The sequence below is a fragment of the Luteitalea sp. genome, from assembly GCA_009377605.1.
Taxonomy (GTDB): Bacteria; Acidobacteriota; Vicinamibacteria; order Vicinamibacterales; family Vicinamibacteraceae; genus WHTT01.
The window spans coordinates 1-17,305 of record WHTT01000110.1; the positions used below are offsets into that span (position 1 = coordinate 1).

The window sequence follows — 17,305 nt, forward strand, 5'->3', positions numbered from 1 at the left end:
TACACGGTCGTCTTGGTGGGACAACACGATGCCGGGACCGGCGCGCTCCAGATCGTCCACGCTCAACTGGAGGCGATCCAGTTGGACGTGCGGCACATCGACTTTCAGCTTCTGTTGCGGCGCGAGACGAAGAATCCAGAACGGGAGCGAGAGATTGACTCGCTTACCTTCACGCTCGTCGTAGACAAGGACATGGAGAGCGCGTGGCTGCCGGCCGTCGGCGAGCGCCGCACGCCGCTCGAGATTGACCACGCGGACGTCGTGCCCATCGAGGCTCATCTCGAGCAACGGCGGCTGATCGGCGAATCGCCGCTTGATGGAGATGAACTCGGTCTCAACGGCGGCAGACGTGGTGCTCTGGATCTTGACGTGGCGGTGCCAGTAGTACGCGCCCGCGCCGACGAGGGCCACGATGGCCAACAGGAAGGCGACGAAGAGGCCAACCAGAATCCACAGCCAGCGTCGCATGACGGGAGATCTCACCGACTCGACACGATCTCGAGGGAGGTGCGGTTGCGGAATGGTGTCCGCTTCAGGCGGGTCGCCTCATCGGCGCAGACGCGATCGCCGGCGCTACGGCACACGGCATTGGCAGCGTCGTAGCGCGCGACGGCTTGTTCGCGTTGCTGCCCCAGGTCCGCGACCATCCCGAGCTCGAGCAGCGCGCGCCCCTTGATCCATGGCTTGGCCTCGTGCTGTTCCGCGTATGTCAGATCGTCCCGGGCTTCCGCAAAGCGACCGAGCGCCCGCCGCGCCACGCCGCGCTTGTAACGCCAGAGCGCCTCCTCGCCGAACATTCGTGGACGCGTCTCCACGGCGAGCATCGCGAGGCCCTCGTCTAGCTCCCGCACGGCGCGTAGTGGCACCCCCGCACGCAACGCGGCCGATCCCGACTCCAGCCAGAGCAGACGATTCCGCGGGTACTGGCGCTTCAGACTGGTCAGGATCAGCTGGGCTTTGTCGTATTGCTTCTCCCGGTTGTACAGCAGCACCAGCGCGAACTTGGCTTCCGTCTGGACTTCGGACTTGGTGCGGGCGGCCGCCTCGATGAGGGCGAACGCGCGCTCCTTGTCCCCGCCAAAGCCAGCCAGGTAAGCCATCCATCGCATGGGCAGCGCGAGGCCTGCGACGACGTAGCGGTAGGTGCCGACGATGAGCCCCGCGTCGTGGCGTGATGCGTCGAGGGCGAGCACACGCTCGTGAGCGTTGAACGCGCGGCGCGCCGGGCCGAAGGCACCGACGACGCGGCCTTCGATCGTGGCGGTGTACGACGCCCTGAGGCCGAGAGCCACGCCGAGGTCATACTGTCCCTGCACATCGTCTGGGTGTTGCTCGAGCCGTCGTTCGGCGAGCTTCTCGGCGCGATCGACGTAGCGCTTGAACGTCCTCGCCTGATCCGCGGGCGGAGGCGAGACCTTCACGTCCTTGGCGACGAGCTTGCCGAGATACTCGTCAGTGGTGACCGATCCTCGTCGGAACAAGATATGTAGCCAGGTGATGGATGCGAGGCTGTGGTAGACGGCCGCGTCGTTCGGGTCGGCTGCTGCTGCACCCTCGAGGATCGACACGGCGCGGTCATGATCGAGGTTGTACGCATGCTCGTACGCTTCGGCGCGCAGCGCAGCGGCCCGCGTTGAGCCCGCGGCCGGTCTCCTCGGCTCCGCAAAGACGGAGCCATTGACGAGTAAGGCGACGGCCAGCGCCGCGACGCAGCCGGAGTTAGGTCGCTGCTGCATTGGGAACACGCGCGCCTCGACGGCTACAGATTATGATACGCTGCCATGCGTTTTAACGTTGCAAGGAGGCTCGCTGGATGCCACGTGGACGAAGGAAAGGCACGGCGCGCGGTGTGGGTGTCTCCGCTGAGGTGCTTACCTGGGCGCTTGAAGGCCTGCAGCGCGAGATAGGTCAGACGAAGGAGCGGCTAACTGAGCTAACGGCGCGCCAGCGCGAGGTACGCGCGGCGCTCGACCAGGGGCGTGCATTGGCTGAGACGCCGCCTGCCGCTGCGCCGGCGGAGACCCGCCGCCAGGGGAAAGGCCGTCGCCGAAAGCGCCGGCTCTCGGCCGAAGGCCGGAAGCGCATTCGAGAAGCGCTGAAGCGTCGCTGGGAGCGGTATCACGACCAACAGGCCCGCAAGTCCGTCCGTAAGAGCACGAAGTAGAACGTGCGCGGCCCAAGAAGCCAGGGGCGGGGGGCAAGGTTTGAGGTTCCAATGCGGCTGATCCGGTTCGCAAGGTGCCGGAACCTGAACCCTCGCCACTCGCCTTGATCCCTCTATCCCTTGACCCCTTGACCCCTTGATCCCTTGATCCCTTTCCCCCCTTTACCCCTTTCCCCCTTTCCCCCCCAACACCCGCCCCGCCACCTTGACCGTCCGATCGACGATCGATTGATCGTGTGCGGTCGAGAGAAACCAGCCCTCGAACTGTGAGGGTGGCACGTAGATCCCCGCGGCGAGCAGTCCTTGAAAGAATCGCGCGTAGGCCGAAGTGTCGGCGCGGCAGGCGCTCGTGTAATCCGTCACCGGCGCGTCAGTGAAGAAGGGCGTCAAGATCGAGCCAGCGCGGTTGACCTGGAGAGGCACAGCTGCCTGCCGAGCGGCGGTGAGCAAGCCTTCCACGAGCCGGGCGCCCAGCCGATCGAGGCGTCGATAAAGCCGCGGCGACAGCTCGCCGAGGGCCCACGCGCCTGCCGTCATGGCCAGGGGATTACCCGAGAGCGTGCCCGCTTGGTAGACGGGACCAGCGGGAGCAACGAGCTGCATGAGGTCTGCCCGCCCGCCGTACGCACCAACAGGCAGGCCACCTCCGATGATCTTTCCCAAGCAAGTGAGGTCGGGCCGCACGCCGTAAATCTCCTGCGCGCCGCCTGGTGCGACGCGGAAACCGCTGATGACCTCGTCGAAGAGGAGGAGCGCCCCTTCACGCGTGCACAGTGTCCGCAAGTCTTGGAGAAACGTGGACTGCGGTGGCACGACCCCCATGTTGCCGGCGATGGGCTCGATGATAACGGCTGCAATCTCGCCGGCGTGCTCTGCGAACAGGCGCTCGACCGTGTCGAGATCGTTGTAGCTTGCAATGAGTGTAGTACTGGAGGCGCCGGCTGGCACACCAGGGCTCGTCGGCACGCCGAGCGTGGTCGCACCCGAGCCCGCTTCGACGAGAAATGGATCAGCGTGGCCGTGATAGCAGCCCGCAAACTTGACGACCTTCTCACGCGTTGTCGCAGCCCGTGCGACACGAAGCGCGCTCATGGTGGCCTCGGTGCCGGAGCTCACGAAGCGCACCATTTCCATCGAGGGCATCAGCGCGCGGACGCGCTCCGCCAGCGACACCTCGAGGACGGTCGGCGCGCCGAAGCTCGTTCCCCGCTTGGCGGCGTCAGACAGCGCTCTCACGAGCTTGCGCGGTGCGTGTCCGTGGAGGAGAGGGCCCCAGGACATCACGTAGTCGATGTACGTCCGGCCATCGACGTCGGTGATCGTCGCGCCTTTCGCCCGTGCGATGAAAGGGGGCACGCCGCCCACCGCCTTGAAGGCTCGGACTGGGCTATCGACGCCCCCGGGGAGGAGCGCCTGCGCGCGTTCGAACAGACGAACGGACTTCTTGGTTCTTCGAAACATGAACCCAAAACTATACGCGGTTTGTGTTCTCCAAAAATCCGGAGTTGCTCATCCAGTGGACCGGATCGCCGCCGTAGGAACGAAGCAGAGGGTGCCCAACCACGATGACGGCTGGGCGGCGTCTCTCTCCCGACAGGCGGCCCTTTGCCGTCGTTCTCATTGCTTCAGTCGGCTCGTCCCTGAATACTCACTGTTCGTCCCTGTACCCCCGACGCGCGACCGGTTGGTCGCTGGAGATGAGTTTGGAGACAGGTAAGGCCAACGATCGAATCGCCAGTGGCACAGTTTGTGCTCACAGTCACGGCCGTGCCACCGCGCTCCGGGGAATATGGCGCGGATCGGCTTCACACCCAGGCGATTTTGAGGTTCAACGAGCGGGGCCCGGGGGGTTAGGGAGGAGGAAAGCGTGCGCCGAATCAAGCCTTTCATACCACCGATTGTTGCTGCGACAGTGCTCGCGGTGCTATCGATGGCTCACCCTGCGCATGCGCAGGTGGTGAGCACCGGCACTATCGAGGTCATCGTTCAAGACCCGGACGGATTTGCGATTCCCGGCGTGACGGTTGTTGCCCAGGCGGCCAACGCGGTGACCAGGCGCGAGGGCGTCACCGACGCCGAAGGACGGGCCACCCTTGGCGCCATGGAGCCGTCGGAGAATTACGTCGTCACCACGGAGCTCTCGGGCTTCACACCGACGCGGAACGAGAATGTGCTGGTTCGATCCGGTCAAACGGCGACCGTGCGCGTGTCGCTCGCCGTCGGCGGCCTGGCGGAAGTCGTGCAGGTGACCGCGGAGCCACCGCTCGTCGACACCAAGAGTGCGACAACCGGGATGGACATCACGCTGCAGTTGACCGAGTCTCTGCCCACCGGGCGCACGTATCAGAGCTACCTGCAAGCGGTGCCGGGCGTGCTGCCGGACGACCCCGAGAGTCCAGGTAACCCCGCGGTCAAGTCTGGGCTGAACTATAGCGACATCGGCGGAAACCTTGGCGTCTCGACCGACAACTACTATTACTTCAACGGCATTGACGTCACGGATCCCCTGACGGGAACCTTTGGTGCGAACCTGAACACCGAGATTATTCAGGAGATGAAGGTCCTGACGGGTGGTATTCCCGCAGAGTTCACCGGCACCCCGAGCTTGCTGACGAACGTTATCACCAAGTCGGGTAGCAACACGTTCCACGGCTCTGCGAATTACTTCTTCCAGGACGACAACCTACAAGCAGAGAACGAGAACTCGACCGAGCAGAAGTTCTCGACCTATGACGCGGCATTCACGCTCGGTGGCCCCGTCATGCTCGACCGCGCCTGGGTCTTTGGCAGCTATCGCCGGCTCGAGCGCGATGACGATGTGACGAGCCTCGACACCAATGAGTTTCTCCGGACCACCAAGAACACGCAAAACCAAGGGTATGCGAAGGGGACGTGGGCACCGACGCGAAGCGACACGGTCAGCTTCATCTTCCTCAACGACCCAACCGACATCACTGGCCGGCGCGACCGTGACATCACGAATGCACGCGACAGGGCGACCGAGCAGGGGGGCAACCGCTATGCGGTGAACTACTCACGTCTGTGGGGGAACGCGCTCGTCGAGGGCGGGTACACACTGCACAATGGGGAAGTCTCCCAGTTCTCGGCGCTCCGTGAGCCGTTCAATGCCGTCATCTATCGAGCCACGGATGAGCGCACGCTCTTCGACGAGCAACGCGGCGGCTTCGGTCAGGATCTCGTCAACCAGCGCGACAGCGAGGGGGCACGCGGCAGCGTGCAGTGGACCATCGACCGCCACACGCTCAAGGGCGGCCTGGAGTGGATGCGACACGAGAACTTCCGCAACACAACCTTCCTCGACCAGGCGACCCACCTTACCGTGGCGAACCACCTGGCCGGCATCACCGCCGGCGAGCTGGCGACCGGCTCGTTTACCAGCCTTGGTTTCGATCCAACCAACACGAGCGACTTTGGTGGCTTGATCAACACTATCAACGGCCTGCCGAACCGAAGCAAGTTCTACAATCTCTACGACGGTAATCGTGACGGCACCATCACATCCGGGGAGCTGGCTTCGCTGCTCACGTACAGGACTCCTCACCCGGATGCCGGGTTGAACTACGACCGGACGTTCCAGGCGACCGTAGGGCCCCAGACGACCCGTTCGGACGGGTGGACGTTCTTCGTGCAGGACCAGATCGAGCTCGGGCAGCTCTCTCTCAACGTGGGCCTGCGGACTGAGCGCTGGGAGCACTTCGCCACCACTGGCGAGAACATCTTCACGTTCGACTGGGAGTTCGCGCCACGCCTGAGCGCGGTCTATGACCTGATGGGCGACGGCCGCCAGAAGGTGTCCGCTTACTACGGTCGGTACTACGACCCCATCCGGAACAACATGACCAACTTTGCCGGCACGCTCACCGGCTCAGTCCTCGAGGAGCAGGTATTCCTCGAAGACGAGTGGGTCACATTCCGCACGCGCGGTGGCTCCGTGCAGCAGGATGCGTTCTTCGCGCCGACGACACAAACGCCATACACGGATGATCTCGCGTTCGGATACGAGATCGACCTCGGCCGGAACATGAGCTTCAGCACGACGTACACGTATCGTCAGACTCGCGACATCCTGGAGGATTACGACCTCGCCCTGTACGCCGAAGATACCGAAGGCAGTACCGAGGGGTACCCAGGTCCTATCGACGATCCGAACTCGCTCTGGCTGGGACTCGACTATTTTGGCTACACAGAGAACCCCGGTTCGAACTTCGTGATTGCCACGCTCGAGGGCGGGGAGCGCAACTACCACGGCCTCGACCTGACCCTACGGAAGCGCTTCAGCGAGAACTGGCAGGGCCTGTTCTGGTACTCCTACAACCGTATGCATGGCAACGGGAACTCCGATTCGAATGCAGACTTCCAGGGCGACGTGTTGTTCCTGGATCCTCGAGCACCAAATCAGTTCGGCCGGCAGCCGGGCAGCGTCCCGCACCTCTTCTATTTTGCAGGCTCGTACATTTGGCCAATCGGCATCGAGGTTGGCGGAGCGTACAAGTGGAACGCCGGCACGATCGCGAGCCGCACCTTCTCGGCCTCGGGCCGTAACCTGCCGATCCGGGTGGAGGAGGGCCAGGAATTCGAGTTCGCCGGCATCACGACCGAGCGGTGGCTTACGCCAGATGCGGTCGGTTCGCTCGACAACAACTCCTATGGGACGTTCGACCTTCGGGTGCAGTACAAGCCGCGGATTGGGCTGGTCGGCCTGGAGGTGTTCGTGGATGTCTTCAACGTCTTCGACAACCAGGATGCCATCCGCAACCAGGATCTGCTGGCTGGCACTGGTGAGGCCGCCTTCGGCGAAGGCATCCGGTTTCTCGATCCCCGGCGCTTCTTCCTCGGCACGCGCGTGAGCTTCTAACGCGCCTGTCGCTCGCGCTTCCGGAAGGGGCCTCAGGGCCCCTTCTTTTTTGCGTTCGGAGTCCGTTTCTAGGTGGGTTGAGGGAATGGCATGTAGGCCCGACCTTCAGGTCGGGCGAACGCGGCGCCTTCAGGTCAGGCCACGCGCAAGGCAAGTTGGGGAGCAGCCGTCTGCTCCCCCGCTCTCTGTTCGTGCTCTGATCGGACGCCAACACCAAAACGACTTACGCCGATCCTCCCTCATCGCCGCCACCGCCGAGCCCGCCGGTCAGCCCGCTGGTCAAGCCGCCGAGCTTCCCGGTGAGATCCTTTGCGGCAGTGGCTCCGCCTCCGCCGATAAGACCATCGAGCTGGCTGGCCATCGACTCGGGCAACCGGCCCTTGATGAAGCCAACCACTGATTCGACGGCGGTGCGCGCCTTGTCTTCCCCGATACCTGCTTTTTGTGCTACGAGGGAAACGAGCTCGTCCATAGAGACACCTCCTGAGAAGACTGAGAATCAAACATTATAGCTCGCGTCGCGCCCGGCCGCCTCGCCGAACGCGCCGTCGTCACATCGCTCGGGCAAGCTCCCTCGCATAGTACGTGGCGATGATGTCCGCGCCGGCGCGGCGAATGGCGGTGATGGTTTCGAGCATCGCGCGCCGCTCGTCGAGCCAACCACGCTGGGCTGCTGCCTTCAACATCGCATACTCGCCACTGACGTGATAGGCGGCGGTCGGATACCCGAACCGCTCCTTGACGCGCCAAATCACATCGAGATAGGGGAGCGCCGGCTTCACCATGACGATGTCTGCGCCCTCCTCGATGTCGAGCGCGACCTCACGCAGCGCTTCCTCGCTATTGGCGGGGTCCATCTGATGGCTCCGGCGATCACCAAACGCCGGCGCCGAGTCGGCCGCCTCGCGGAACGGTCCGTAGAATGCCGAGCAGTATTTCGCCGCGTACGACATGATCGCCACCTGCTGCATCCCCTGCTCGTCCAGCGCGCCACGAATGGCGGCGACGCGGCCATCCATCATGTCGGAAGGCGCGACAATGTCCGCACCAGCGTCGGCGTGCGAGAGGGCTGTCTTGACGAGCAGCGCCACCGTAGAGTCGTTCGCGATCTCCTCGCCGTTGAGCACGCCGCAGTGGCCGTGCGACGTGTACTCGCAAAGACAGACGTCTGTCATGACGAGCAGCTCTGGCCGTGCGGCCTTCAAGCCGCGCACGGCGCGCTGCACAGGCGCATCTGCCCGCCACGCGTGGGATCCCTGCGCGTCCTTCGCCTCCGGCAGACCAAAGAGCAGCACGGCGCGGATCCCCTCGTCTGCCGCCGCGGTCGCTTCGAGCACCAGCTCGTCAATCGAGAGATGAAACACGCCGGGCATCGAGGGGATCTCACGGCGCACGCCTTCACCGGGACAAGCAAAGAGGGGATACACGAGCCCGTCAGGTGTGAGGCGTGTTTCGCGGACCAACGCCCTCATGGGCTCGGTGCGGCGGAGCCGCCGCAGCCGTCTCGCGATTGCCATGCTCGCGACGTCGGTGACACTCATGAATGGCCAGTCTAGCATCTGGTATACTTCAGCTCTCTCGTCGCGTCCCCCGCTTTCCTGAGTTCTGCCACCCGCCGAGACGCTTCCCGGCTCCGGTATCAGCTCTCATCAAAGCCACTGCTGGGCCCGAAGCGCCAGCGAAAGGTACAGCGTGATTGATCGAGACTGTTTGCCAAATGCCTTCGAGTTCGTCGTCCTATCCGGCCTACGCGTTCGCCAGCTGATTCAGGGTTGTGTGCCGCGTGTGCCAGGTGAGCACAAGCTCATTGTAACGGCGCAACACGAGGTGCTGTCGGGGAAGGTCGCGAAGCTGGAGCCGCAGGAGCAAGCGGCGGGTGATCCGGTGACCACGACCGACTGACGACCCACTGCGTGAGCTGTAGCAGGTAGCCATCGTCCTGACTTGGGGCGAACGTGTCGTCCGCTGGGCGGCAAACGTGCCGCGCTGGCCGACGTGTGCTTAGGCCCTTGACGGGGCCTTACCCTCTGACCTCACTCCGCATCCAGTCGACGATGGCGTCTACCAATGCGGGGATCGTGTACGTCGCAGGCATGATCGTCGTCTTGATCTCGAGCTGCTGTGCTGCTTCCGCCGTCACGGGCCCAATCGACGCGACTGCGGTCCGACTGAGAAGATCAGCCGCTTGATCCTCGCCGACGTTCGCGACGAAGTGTCGCACGCTCGACGCGCTCGTAAAGGTCACGACATCGATTTGATTTTCGAGCAGCATCTTGTAGATGTCCGGATCGCCATACCGCGATGGCGGCTCCCGAACGGTTCGGTAAGTCGTGACTTCGACGACCGTCGCACCCGCTTGTCGCAGCTCGTCCGGCAGGGTCTCACGCGCGATGTCCGCGCGCGGTAGGAGCACGCGTTGGCCGGTGAGCGCACCTCCGCCGCCGATCGCATGGACGATGGCCGCTGATCGATCCTCCGACGGGACCACATCGACGCGCAGATAGTAATGAGCGAGACGCTCAGCGGTGGAGGGGCCGACAGCGCACAGCTTCGGCCCTTTGAGCTCCCGGATGTCGCGTCCGGCACCGAGGAAGCGGCGCATGAAGTGTTCCACGCCATTGACGCTGGTGAACACGATCCAGTCATAGCGGCTCGCCTCTGCACATGCCTGCTCGAGCTGAGCGCCGTCTGCCGTCGCCTCGATGCGAATCGTCGGTGCCTCGATGGCCTGTGCGCCGAGCTCCTCGAGCCGCTCGACGAGCTCCTCCGCCTGCTCACGCGCGCGTGTGACCACGATGCGGCGGCCGAACAACGGCCGGGCGTCGAACCAGCGCAGGTGCTCTCGCAACGCCGCAACTCGGCCCACCACCAGTACCGCTGGCTGCGTCGGCGGCGTGCTCTCGATTCGAGCCGCGATCTCGCCGAGCGTCATTCGTGTGGTGTCCTGCTGCGGAAGGGTGCCGTCGGTCACGAGCGCTGCTGCTTCCTCCGATGAACACCCATTGTCGAGGAGCGCCTTCACAATCGGCGCGAGTTGACTCGGTCCGGCGTAGCAGGCAATGGACCCCTCGAGCCGTGCCAGACACTTCCAGTCGATCCGCGGCGGAGTGTTGGTTCCGTCTTCGTATCCGCGCACGAAGATCAACGCGTCGCCCGCACCCGGGTAGGTCAGGGGAATGCCCGCATACGCCGCGTGCGCGACGAGGGCGGGTACGCCTGGAACGACCTCGAACGGAATACCGTGCTCGTGAAGGAACAGCGCTTCCTTCCCGCCGCTGTCGAAGACGAAGGGGTCGCCCCATTTGAGCCGTACGACCTGCTTGCCCTCGCGCGCCTTCTCGACCAGAAGCAAACAAATGGCTTCCTGCGCGACTTGGCGCGGCGCAGCGTCTCCCACATCGATGTACTCGGCGTCGGGAGGCCCGGCCCGTAACAGGCGCGGGTGGACCAGATGGTCGTGTACCACGACGTCCGCCTCCTTCAGCAGGCGGTGGCCGCGTAAAGTGATGAGCGTCGGGTCGCCTGGTCCGGCACCGACGATGTAGACGGGGCACATGGGCGGATCTTAGTGCAAAACGGGGACAGCCCAGGACAGCCCTCGTTTTTCGCATGTCGGAAAACGGGGGCTGTCCCCGTTTTGCCGTTTCTACGGCTGGAGGCCCTTCACCGGCGCCTGCAGGTCCCGAATGGCCTCGAGAATTGCGCCGGCGCCGCCATCCAGCAATTCCTCGGCGACGTGATTGCCCAGGGCCGCCGCTTCACGTCGCCCCCCAAACGCCACCGCGCGGACCTCATGCTCCTCGTCGAGCGACGTCACGACGGCCGATAGCTCGAGCGTCTCCGCATCCACCAGCCGGGCGAGGGCGCCCAACGGTATCTGGCAGCCGCCTCCGAGCGCTGCAACCAACGCGCGTTCCGCTTCGAGCATCGCCCAGGAGTCGACATCGCTGATCCGTGCGAGCGGTTCGCGCACATCGTCACGGTTCGCGAGGCTTTGAACAGCGATCGTGCCTTGCCCCGGCGCCGGCACGGAGACATCGGCCGGAATCAGCGCGCTGATGCGGTCGTTGAAGCCGAGCCGGCGCAATCCGGCTGCCGCCAGCACGATCGCGTCGAACTGACCCTCGTCGAGCTTGCGCAGCCGCGTGTCGACATTGCCACGGATGGCCTCGAAGGTTGCGTCCGGGAACGCGCGATGGAGTTGCGCGACTCGGCGGACGCTGCTCGTTCCAATCTTCGGTGCCCTGCCGAGCAGGCTGCCTAGCGCAGCGCCGGCTGTGGGGGGCCTGCGCGAGGTTGGCAAAATCAGCGCGTCTCGCGGATCTTCACGCGGCAGCACGGCCGCGAGGACGAGGCCGTCGGGCAGTGTGGCCGACATATCCTTCGCGCTGTGCACGGCGAGATCAATGCTGCCCGCCACGAGCGCGTCCTCGAGCTCCTTGACGAACAGTCGCTTGCCGCTCACCTCGCCCAGCGCGGCGTCCGCGAGCCGATCGCCGCCCGTGCGGATTGTGACCAGCTCGCACCTGGCGTGTGCGGTGGCTTCGAGCTGCGCGGCGACCGCACGTGCCTGCCATAGGGCGAGCTGGCTACCGCGTGTGCCAATGCGAAGCATAAAGTCAGGGGCAAGGGGCAAGGTGGGACCTCGGATGCCCCTTGGAGCCCGCCCTTGCGCCTATGTCTCAGTCCGAACCTGCCCGGCTGTATCGACACCCTGCACCTCGTCCTCGTCGTCGAGATCGAAGAGCCGGCGCAGGGCGGCCGAGTACGCACGCATCGTTTCGCGGTCGTCGATGGCCTTGAGCTGCGCCGTCGGTGTCAGCAGCAGCTTCTCGACGATCAGCCGCGTCACCTCGTCGACGCGAGTGCGCGCGTCCGATGGGAGACCGGAGAATCGAGAGGAAAGCCGGTCGAGCTCCGACTGCCGGATCTGCTCGAACCGCTGACGCAACGCCACGACTGTAGGCACGACGTGGCGCGCCCGCATCCAGGCCATGAACGCCTCGACCTCGTCCTGCACGATCGCCTCAGCCGCAGCAATCTCGCCCGCGCGGCGGTCGAGATTCTCCTGCACGATGCTCCGCAGGTCGTCGAGGTTGTAGAGAAAGACTTGCTCGAGATCGCTCGATGAGACATCGACGTCGCGCGGCACCGCCATGTCGAGCAGAAAGAGCGGCTGCGCGCGCCGGGCAGCGGCGGCAGCGATGGCCTCCCGCGTCAATACGATATCGGTCCCGCCCGTGGCGCAGATGACAACATCGCTTTCGGCGAGCACCCGCTCGCGCATCGACCAGGGAATCGCGACACCGCCCACCTCGGCCGCGAGGGCCGCCGCCCGATCCTCATTGCGTGTGGCGATGCGCAACCCGGCGACCTTCTGGCCTTGGAAATGCTGTGCCGCGAGCCGTGCCATCTCACCGGACCCAATCACCAGCACGCGCAGATCGAAGAGACCGCCAAAGATCTTCTTGGCCAGCGTCAGCGCTGCGTAGCTCAGCGATACAGCACCCTCGCCCAGCGCCGTCTCGGATCGCACCCGCTTGCCGACGCCAAACGCTCCGTGAAAGAGGCGATTGATGACCGCGCCCGTACCTTGCGCCTCACTGGCGATGCGGTACGCCTCCTTCACTTGACCAAGAATCTCCGGCTCGCCGACGACCAGGGAGTCGAGACCCGCCGCGACGCGAAAGAGGTGCCGTGCCGCGTCCGCGTCGACCCGCGTGTAGAGGTATGGGCGCACAGCGGCCAGTGGGACACCCTGCGCGCTGCAAAGCACCTCCGCGATGGTGGCGGCGGCACGATCCGGCTCGGCGCACGTCGCGTAAACCTCGGAGCGATTACACGTGGAGAGGAGCACCGCGTCTCCTGCCTCGGTCCGAGAGACAAGAGTGGCCAGCGTGGCATGCAGCCGCGAGCGGGGAAACGCCAGCCGCTCGCGGAGCGCGAGCGGCGCGGTGTGGTGGCTCAGGCCGAGCAGGACAAGATGCATCACACGAAACCGTGACTACGTGAAAGGAAATAACCCACTGGCAAGAAGTTCAGCAAAATCAAGACAAATCCAAATGCCGACAGCCATGCGGCCCGCCGGCCGCTCCAGCCGCGGACACGTCGCCCCACCAGAAGCAAGGTATATACCATCCATGACAGACAGGCGATGAGGATCGTCGGATCGAGCAATGACATCGCCTGCACGTGGGGGTCGTCGGCGGCGTACATCCGGGCCTGCGCCACCCACCAGGCACCCGCGACGAGGCCGAGTGTCAGGCAAGCCCAGCCCACGGTCACGGCACGCACGTTCATCACGTCGAGCACCTGAAGCGACGGTAAACGGGAGAAGAACATGCCGCGCGTCCGGCGCTTCAGCTCACGAAACAGTAGAACGTACGTGACGGCGACGACAAAGGCGAGCGCGAAGCTCGCATACGCCAGCAACACAGAAGCGACATGCACGGCGAACAGGGGATTGTCGAGCAACGCCGGATGCTCCTCCGCCGACGCCGTGAATGCCGGAATGATCTGCAACAGCGTCAGGAGCGGCGCGATAAAGACGCCAATCGCCATCTCCTCGGTCGAGAGCTCCGTGTACAGGTAAACGAGGGCGAGCATCCAGACGAACGTCGATACAGCCCCGCTCCGCCCCGCAAACGGCGCAGCGCCCACCTGCACACTCTGCATCCCAATCACGAACGTGTGGACGACGACCGCGCCGACGAGAAGGAGCGTCGGTACGTGCCGTCCAGGCTGGTCACCATGCACGAAGCGCCAGATGTAGGCGATTGTGGCGATGGCGTACAGAGCAAGCGCGATCACGAGGGCTGTCCCCGTTCTCTCATCAACGTCTATTGAGTCGGTCCGTAGTAACCGAGCTTCGTGCGCGCCGTCGCATTCTGCCGCCGCACTTGGACGACCACACGACGCCACCCTCCATCGCGCCGCGGGTTGCTCGACGCATACCCCAGCACGTATTGACTTGCCAGCTCGCGGGCAATCGCCTGGTAAATCGCCGGCAGCTCGGCGACGGCCTCAGGAAAGAATGCCTTGCCACCGGTCTCCTGCGCAAACTGCCGCAGGACGAAATCAGCCTCGTTGAAACCAGCCTGCGAGGTGGTTCCGCGGCTCTGCAATCCAATCGAGTAGATGGCGACGTCCGACCGTTTCGCCAGGTCCAGTACCTCCTCGAACCCGACCAGACTGGCCGTGTCCTCGCCGTCGGAGAGCACGACGATCGCCTGGCGCCGAATCTGCTCGGCGGATGCCACCGTCGTCTTCCGGAGCTCCTTCAGCGCGACGTACACTGCGTTGTGCAGGGAGGTCGGGCCATCCGCGCTCGTTTGCCGAATCGCACGTTGCAACGTAGCGCGGTCGTCCGTGAATGTTTGTAGGACCGTCACGCGGCTGTCGAAGTCAATCACCGAACCGAGGTCGTCCGGGCCGAGATGCTCGACGAAGCCGGACGCGGCCTTCTGCGCCGTCGAAAGCTTGTCCTCCATGCTCGCGCTCGTATCGATGAGAATCGCCAGTGCGATGGGTGTCTTCCGGCTCGAGAAGAAGGTCGTCTTCTGCTCGACGCCATCCTCGAAGATGAGGAAGTCCTCCTGAGCCAAGTCCGTGACGTACTTCTGCTCCTGGTTCGTGACCGTCACGGTGAGCGACACGAGATCGACACCGGCCCGAAACTGGGGCGGCGACTCCTGCTGCGTGGTCGATGCAGAGACCAACGAGATGGCCACGACCGCCAGTGCGATCGCGGGAGTCGCCACCGAGCTGTTCACCGTGATGCCCCTGACCGAGGCTCCCGCTCAGGCGTCGCCCGTGCGGTCAGGCGTTTGTCCTTTGCCTCGACCGTCACTCGCTTGGGCGGAATGAGCGTCTCGGGCCGCGCGTAAACCACACGGTACTGGTTGACGAGATCCTTGGCCAGCCGCTGCAGCTCGTCGTTCACGCTCATGGTCGTCAGCAAGATTTCCTGCCGTCCACCGGTCTCTCGTGTGCCGCGGTCGAGGACGATATTCCTGTTGCGGATCTCGTCGCGCTGCTCATCGGCTTCGCCGTGCTCGGTGAGGCGCAACGCGTAGAACGCTGTGCTGCTTCGCTTCAGGGCGTCGATCACCGTCTGATAGTGGTCGTTGCTGAACTCGACGCCCTCGGTGACGACCAGCACGATGACGGGCCGCGTTGCATCTCGCCGGGTAAATCCTCGCGTGGTCGCCACGATCGCCTCGAGCGCATAGGCGCCAGACCCAGGAACCGCGAACAACCGCTTGACGGCGTCGTGCAGCTTCGGCACATCGCGCGTGGGGTTGATTTGCACAGTGGGGCGCTCACCAAACGTGACCAGCGACAGCTCGTGCTTACCACCGGCGGTGATGGTGTCCACGAACGAGGTGAGCCCCTCGCGAAGGTTCAGCATGTCCCGCTCGGCCGCCTGGCTGTTGTCGACGAGCAGGGCGATCTGCAGAGGCTGGGTCGCGCGGCTCAGGCGCAGCACTTCACGCGCAACCCCGTCCTCGCGCACGATGAGGTCCTCCTGTCCGAGCGTGGTGACCGGCTCCTCGTTCTTGTCCAGGACGCTGACGTAAAGGGCGCGTTCGACCGGCTGTGTGAGCCCGGTCGAGGGGAGCGACAACCCGGCAGCGAATGTGAGGGCAACTACGAGCACGGGCCGACGATAAGAAACGGAATTGAAAGCACACATGATCAAAGCTCCGTTCAGGAGGCCGCTCCTCCGCTTTCGCCTCGTCTATTCAGGGCGAGCGTCTCGAGCATGCCGCTGGCAAACAGGCCCGTCTCCTCAGTATAGTTCAGAGGATCACGACCTGGCCGGCACCAGAAAGGGCGAGTTGAGGACCCTTGGCCGACGGGTTGTGGAGAGAGCGAACGGCCTTTCTGCGGCCTTTCGAGGTGGTTATGAAATCCAGAGGGATTGTCGCACTGCTGGGTCTTCTCGTGGTGGCGGGGACCGTGGCAGCGTATGTTGCCGCCGACCGCGCCGCGGAGCGGCCGCCCGCCGACGCGCCAGGTCAGGCGTCGCCTGGCGTCGGAGAGGCCACCGAGCCGGACTGCGGGGCAGAGGTAGCGACGGAGGACGGTTCGTCATCCGGGACGACACCGCAGCAGACCGGGAGGTCAGGAACCAAGCAGGCCTCGAAGGAAGCCGAGCCGGCTGGTCCCTCCGCCGACGACCCGCTGGGAGGCCTGGCGCCGTGCGCGGGGGACGAGAAACCTGACGATGAGTAGTGGTCAGTGGTCGGTGGCCAGTGGTCAGCCGGTTTGCGTGCGTTCGGGGGCTAGCGGCGAGCCACCGTTGGCAAGCGACGCAACCTCCGGAAGATCGCGCATCGGCTGACCACTGACCACCGACCACTGACCACTGATCATGCTGACAGGCAAGGACTGGCGAACGGTTGGCGAGCTGGCCTCGCTAGGGTTGTCATTCGTACTAGCGATCGTCATGGGCACCGCCGTCGGCTGGTGGGTCGACCAGCGTTTCGGCACGGCTCCATGGGGGTTCATTCTGTTCTTCGCCTGTGGCGTCGCTGCCGGCATCTTGAATGTCTATCGAATCACCGCGCGCGCCCTCCGAGGCACCCGCACCAAGTGACCGTGTGGTCGAGCGCATCGGGCGTGGTGCGCTCGCTGCGTGTCTGTTGTTGACCGTCGCCGCATGGCTGCTCTCGAATGCCTCAATTGCCGTCGGCGTGCTGGGCGGTGGCCTGATTTCTGGCCTGAGCCTTTGGACGATTCGCTCCAGTGTGGGGGCGCTCATGACGACGGGCACAGGTCGGGCCCGGAGGGGGTCAGCCGGCCGTCGGCTCTTTGGGCTCGCCGGCCGCTATGCTTTACTGGGATTTCTGGCGTACGTTATGATTGTGCGTTTGCGCCTGCACCCGATCGGGCTGCTGTTGGGCGCATCTTCGGTCGTCTTGGCGGCCTCGGCCGAGACCGTCCGGTTCCTGGTGCGCGGTGGTGCGCATTGAGATTCCCCTCAGAACCAGCCTAGCGGCTCTGCCCTCGATATGCTCGTCCACTTCCGTGGATACACCGAGGGCAGAGCCGCTGGGCTGGTTGGACAGTGCTGGTTTTAGCGCGCTCCGCACACGGGGCTGGTTTTGGCGCGCTCCGCACGCGGGGCTGGTTTTGGCGCGCTCCGCACGCGGGGCTGGTTTTGGCGCGCTCCGCACGCGGGGCTGGTTTTGGCGCGCTCCGCACGCGGGGCTGGTTTTGGCGCGCTCCGCACGCGGGGCTGGTTTTGGCGCGCTCCGCAC

The 17,305-nt window shown here is 64.7% G+C and carries 17 protein-coding genes; 6 read left to right on the top strand and 11 right to left on the bottom strand.

The genetic code is table 11. The annotated features are described in order from the left end of the window. Both GEV06_24805 and GEV06_24810 read right to left on the bottom strand, forming a co-directional pair. Positions 1 to 468, bottom strand: a 468-nt coding sequence (locus GEV06_24805) for a hypothetical protein (protein MPZ21091.1), incomplete at its 3' end; no start/stop codon positions are given. 11 nt (positions 469 to 479) lie between these two features. Beyond that, positions 480 to 1,736, bottom strand: a complete 1,257-nt coding sequence (locus GEV06_24810; protein ID MPZ21092.1) for a hypothetical protein — start codon at positions 1,734 to 1,736, stop codon at positions 480 to 482. A gap of 77 nt (positions 1,737 to 1,813) precedes the next feature. Here GEV06_24810 and GEV06_24815 point away from each other — a divergent pair, with 77 nt between their 5' ends. Further along, a complete protein-coding gene (locus GEV06_24815; protein ID MPZ21093.1) occupies positions 1,814 to 2,164 on the top strand; it encodes a hypothetical protein in 351 nt (116 codons plus the stop codon). 162 nt (positions 2,165 to 2,326) lie between these two features. Here GEV06_24815 and hemL read toward each other — a convergent pair whose 3' ends face one another. Then, positions 2,327 to 3,625, bottom strand: a complete 1,299-nt coding sequence (hemL, locus tag GEV06_24820) for a glutamate-1-semialdehyde 2,1-aminomutase (GenBank protein ID MPZ21094.1) — start codon at positions 3,623 to 3,625, stop codon at positions 2,327 to 2,329. A 406-nt stretch (positions 3,626 to 4,031) separates the two neighbouring features. On the opposite strand from hemL, the gene GEV06_24825 reads away from it, so the two are divergent. Beyond that, positions 4,032 to 7,040, top strand: a complete 3,009-nt coding sequence (locus GEV06_24825; protein MPZ21095.1) for a TonB-dependent receptor — start codon at positions 4,032 to 4,034, stop codon at positions 7,038 to 7,040. Between the two features lie 223 nt (positions 7,041 to 7,263). On the opposite strand, the gene GEV06_24830 is transcribed toward GEV06_24825, so the two are convergent. After that, the gene (locus GEV06_24830) at positions 7,264 to 7,512 is read right to left on the bottom strand and encodes a hypothetical protein (protein MPZ21096.1); all 249 of its coding nucleotides are present in this window, start codon (positions 7,510 to 7,512) and stop codon (positions 7,264 to 7,266) included. 79 nt (positions 7,513 to 7,591) lie between these two features. Beyond that, positions 7,592 to 8,557 carry a porphobilinogen synthase gene (hemB, locus tag GEV06_24835; GenBank protein MPZ21097.1) on the bottom strand — a complete coding sequence of 322 codons (966 nt, stop codon included), beginning with the start codon at positions 8,555 to 8,557 and terminating at the stop codon, positions 7,592 to 7,594. Positions 8,558 to 8,732: 175 nt separating this feature from the next. On the opposite strand from hemB, the gene GEV06_24840 reads away from it, so the two are divergent. Then, positions 8,733 to 8,942, top strand: a complete 210-nt coding sequence (locus GEV06_24840; protein ID MPZ21098.1) for a DNA-directed RNA polymerase subunit omega — start codon at positions 8,733 to 8,735, stop codon at positions 8,940 to 8,942. A 118-nt stretch (positions 8,943 to 9,060) separates the two neighbouring features. Here GEV06_24840 and cobA read toward each other — a convergent pair whose 3' ends face one another. The 6 genes from cobA to GEV06_24870 all read right to left on the bottom strand — a co-directional run bounded on the left by cobA (position 9,061) and on the right by GEV06_24870 (position 15,735). Further along, positions 9,061 to 10,596 carry a uroporphyrinogen-III C-methyltransferase gene (gene cobA, locus GEV06_24845; GenBank protein ID MPZ21099.1) on the bottom strand — a complete coding sequence of 512 codons (1,536 nt, stop codon included), beginning with the start codon at positions 10,594 to 10,596 and terminating at the stop codon, positions 9,061 to 9,063. A 90-nt stretch (positions 10,597 to 10,686) separates the two neighbouring features. Then, on the bottom strand, positions 10,687 to 11,655 hold the full coding sequence (gene hemC / locus GEV06_24850) for a hydroxymethylbilane synthase (GenBank protein ID MPZ21100.1): 969 nt from the start codon (positions 11,653 to 11,655) through the stop codon (positions 10,687 to 10,689). A gap of 60 nt (positions 11,656 to 11,715) precedes the next feature. Further along, a complete protein-coding gene (locus GEV06_24855) occupies positions 11,716 to 13,032 on the bottom strand; it encodes a glutamyl-tRNA reductase (protein MPZ21101.1) in 1,317 nt (438 codons plus the stop codon). Continuing rightward, entirely contained in the window at positions 13,029 to 13,850 is an 822-nt protein-coding gene (locus tag GEV06_24860; GenBank protein ID MPZ21102.1) for a hypothetical protein, read from the bottom strand. The genes GEV06_24855 and GEV06_24860 overlap by 4 nt, the downstream gene beginning before the upstream one ends. Positions 13,851 to 13,879: 29 nt before the next feature. Then, entirely contained in the window at positions 13,880 to 14,818 is a 939-nt protein-coding gene (locus tag GEV06_24865; protein ID MPZ21103.1) for a VWA domain-containing protein, read from the bottom strand. Beyond that, positions 14,809 to 15,735 carry a VWA domain-containing protein gene (locus tag GEV06_24870; protein ID MPZ21104.1) on the bottom strand — a complete coding sequence of 309 codons (927 nt, stop codon included), beginning with the start codon at positions 15,733 to 15,735 and terminating at the stop codon, positions 14,809 to 14,811. The genes GEV06_24865 and GEV06_24870 overlap by 10 nt, the downstream gene beginning before the upstream one ends. Positions 15,736 to 15,947: 212 nt before the next feature. On the opposite strand from GEV06_24870, the gene GEV06_24875 reads away from it, so the two are divergent. The 3 genes from GEV06_24875 to GEV06_24885 all read left to right on the top strand — a co-directional run bounded on the left by GEV06_24875 (position 15,948) and on the right by GEV06_24885 (position 17,017). Then, positions 15,948 to 16,277: a hypothetical protein gene (locus tag GEV06_24875; GenBank protein ID MPZ21105.1), complete on the top strand. Its 330-nt coding sequence runs from the start codon at positions 15,948 to 15,950 to the stop codon at positions 16,275 to 16,277. Positions 16,278 to 16,416: 139 nt separating this feature from the next. Continuing rightward, on the top strand, positions 16,417 to 16,641 hold the full coding sequence (locus GEV06_24880) for a hypothetical protein (GenBank protein ID MPZ21106.1): 225 nt from the start codon (positions 16,417 to 16,419) through the stop codon (positions 16,639 to 16,641). Next, positions 16,592 to 17,017: a hypothetical protein gene (locus GEV06_24885; protein MPZ21107.1), complete on the top strand. Its 426-nt coding sequence runs from the start codon at positions 16,592 to 16,594 to the stop codon at positions 17,015 to 17,017. The genes GEV06_24880 and GEV06_24885 overlap by 50 nt, the downstream gene beginning before the upstream one ends. Positions 17,018 to 17,305: the final 288 nt, after the last annotated feature.

Bases quoted from the DNA above. Each gene is read 5' to 3' on its own strand.
- GEV06_24875 (MPZ21105.1), top strand. From the start codon at position 15,948: ATGAAATCCAGAGGGATTGTCGCACTGCTGGGTCTTCTCGTGGTGGCG.
- GEV06_24880 (MPZ21106.1), top strand. From the start codon at position 16,417: ATGCTGACAGGCAAGGACTGGCGAACGGTTGGCGAGCTGGCCTCGCTA.
- hemC (MPZ21100.1), bottom strand. From the start codon at position 11,655: ATGCTTCGCATTGGCACACGCGGTAGCCAGCTCGCCCTATGGCAGGCA.
- GEV06_24810 (MPZ21092.1), bottom strand. From the start codon at position 1,736: ATGCAGCAGCGACCTAACTCCGGCTGCGTCGCGGCGCTGGCCGTCGCC.
- GEV06_24815 (MPZ21093.1), top strand. From the start codon at position 1,814: ATGCCACGTGGACGAAGGAAAGGCACGGCGCGCGGTGTGGGTGTCTCC.
- hemL (MPZ21094.1), bottom strand. From the start codon at position 3,625: ATGTTTCGAAGAACCAAGAAGTCCGTTCGTCTGTTCGAACGCGCGCAG.
- GEV06_24870 (MPZ21104.1), bottom strand. From the start codon at position 15,735: ATGTGTGCTTTCAATTCCGTTTCTTATCGTCGGCCCGTGCTCGTAGTT.
- cobA (MPZ21099.1), bottom strand. From the start codon at position 10,596: ATGTGCCCCGTCTACATCGTCGGTGCCGGACCAGGCGACCCGACGCTC.
- hemB (MPZ21097.1), bottom strand. From the start codon at position 8,557: ATGGCAATCGCGAGACGGCTGCGGCGGCTCCGCCGCACCGAGCCCATG.
- GEV06_24830 (MPZ21096.1), bottom strand. From the start codon at position 7,512: ATGGACGAGCTCGTTTCCCTCGTAGCACAAAAAGCAGGTATCGGGGAA.
- GEV06_24885 (MPZ21107.1), top strand. From the start codon at position 16,592: ATGTCTATCGAATCACCGCGCGCGCCCTCCGAGGCACCCGCACCAAGT.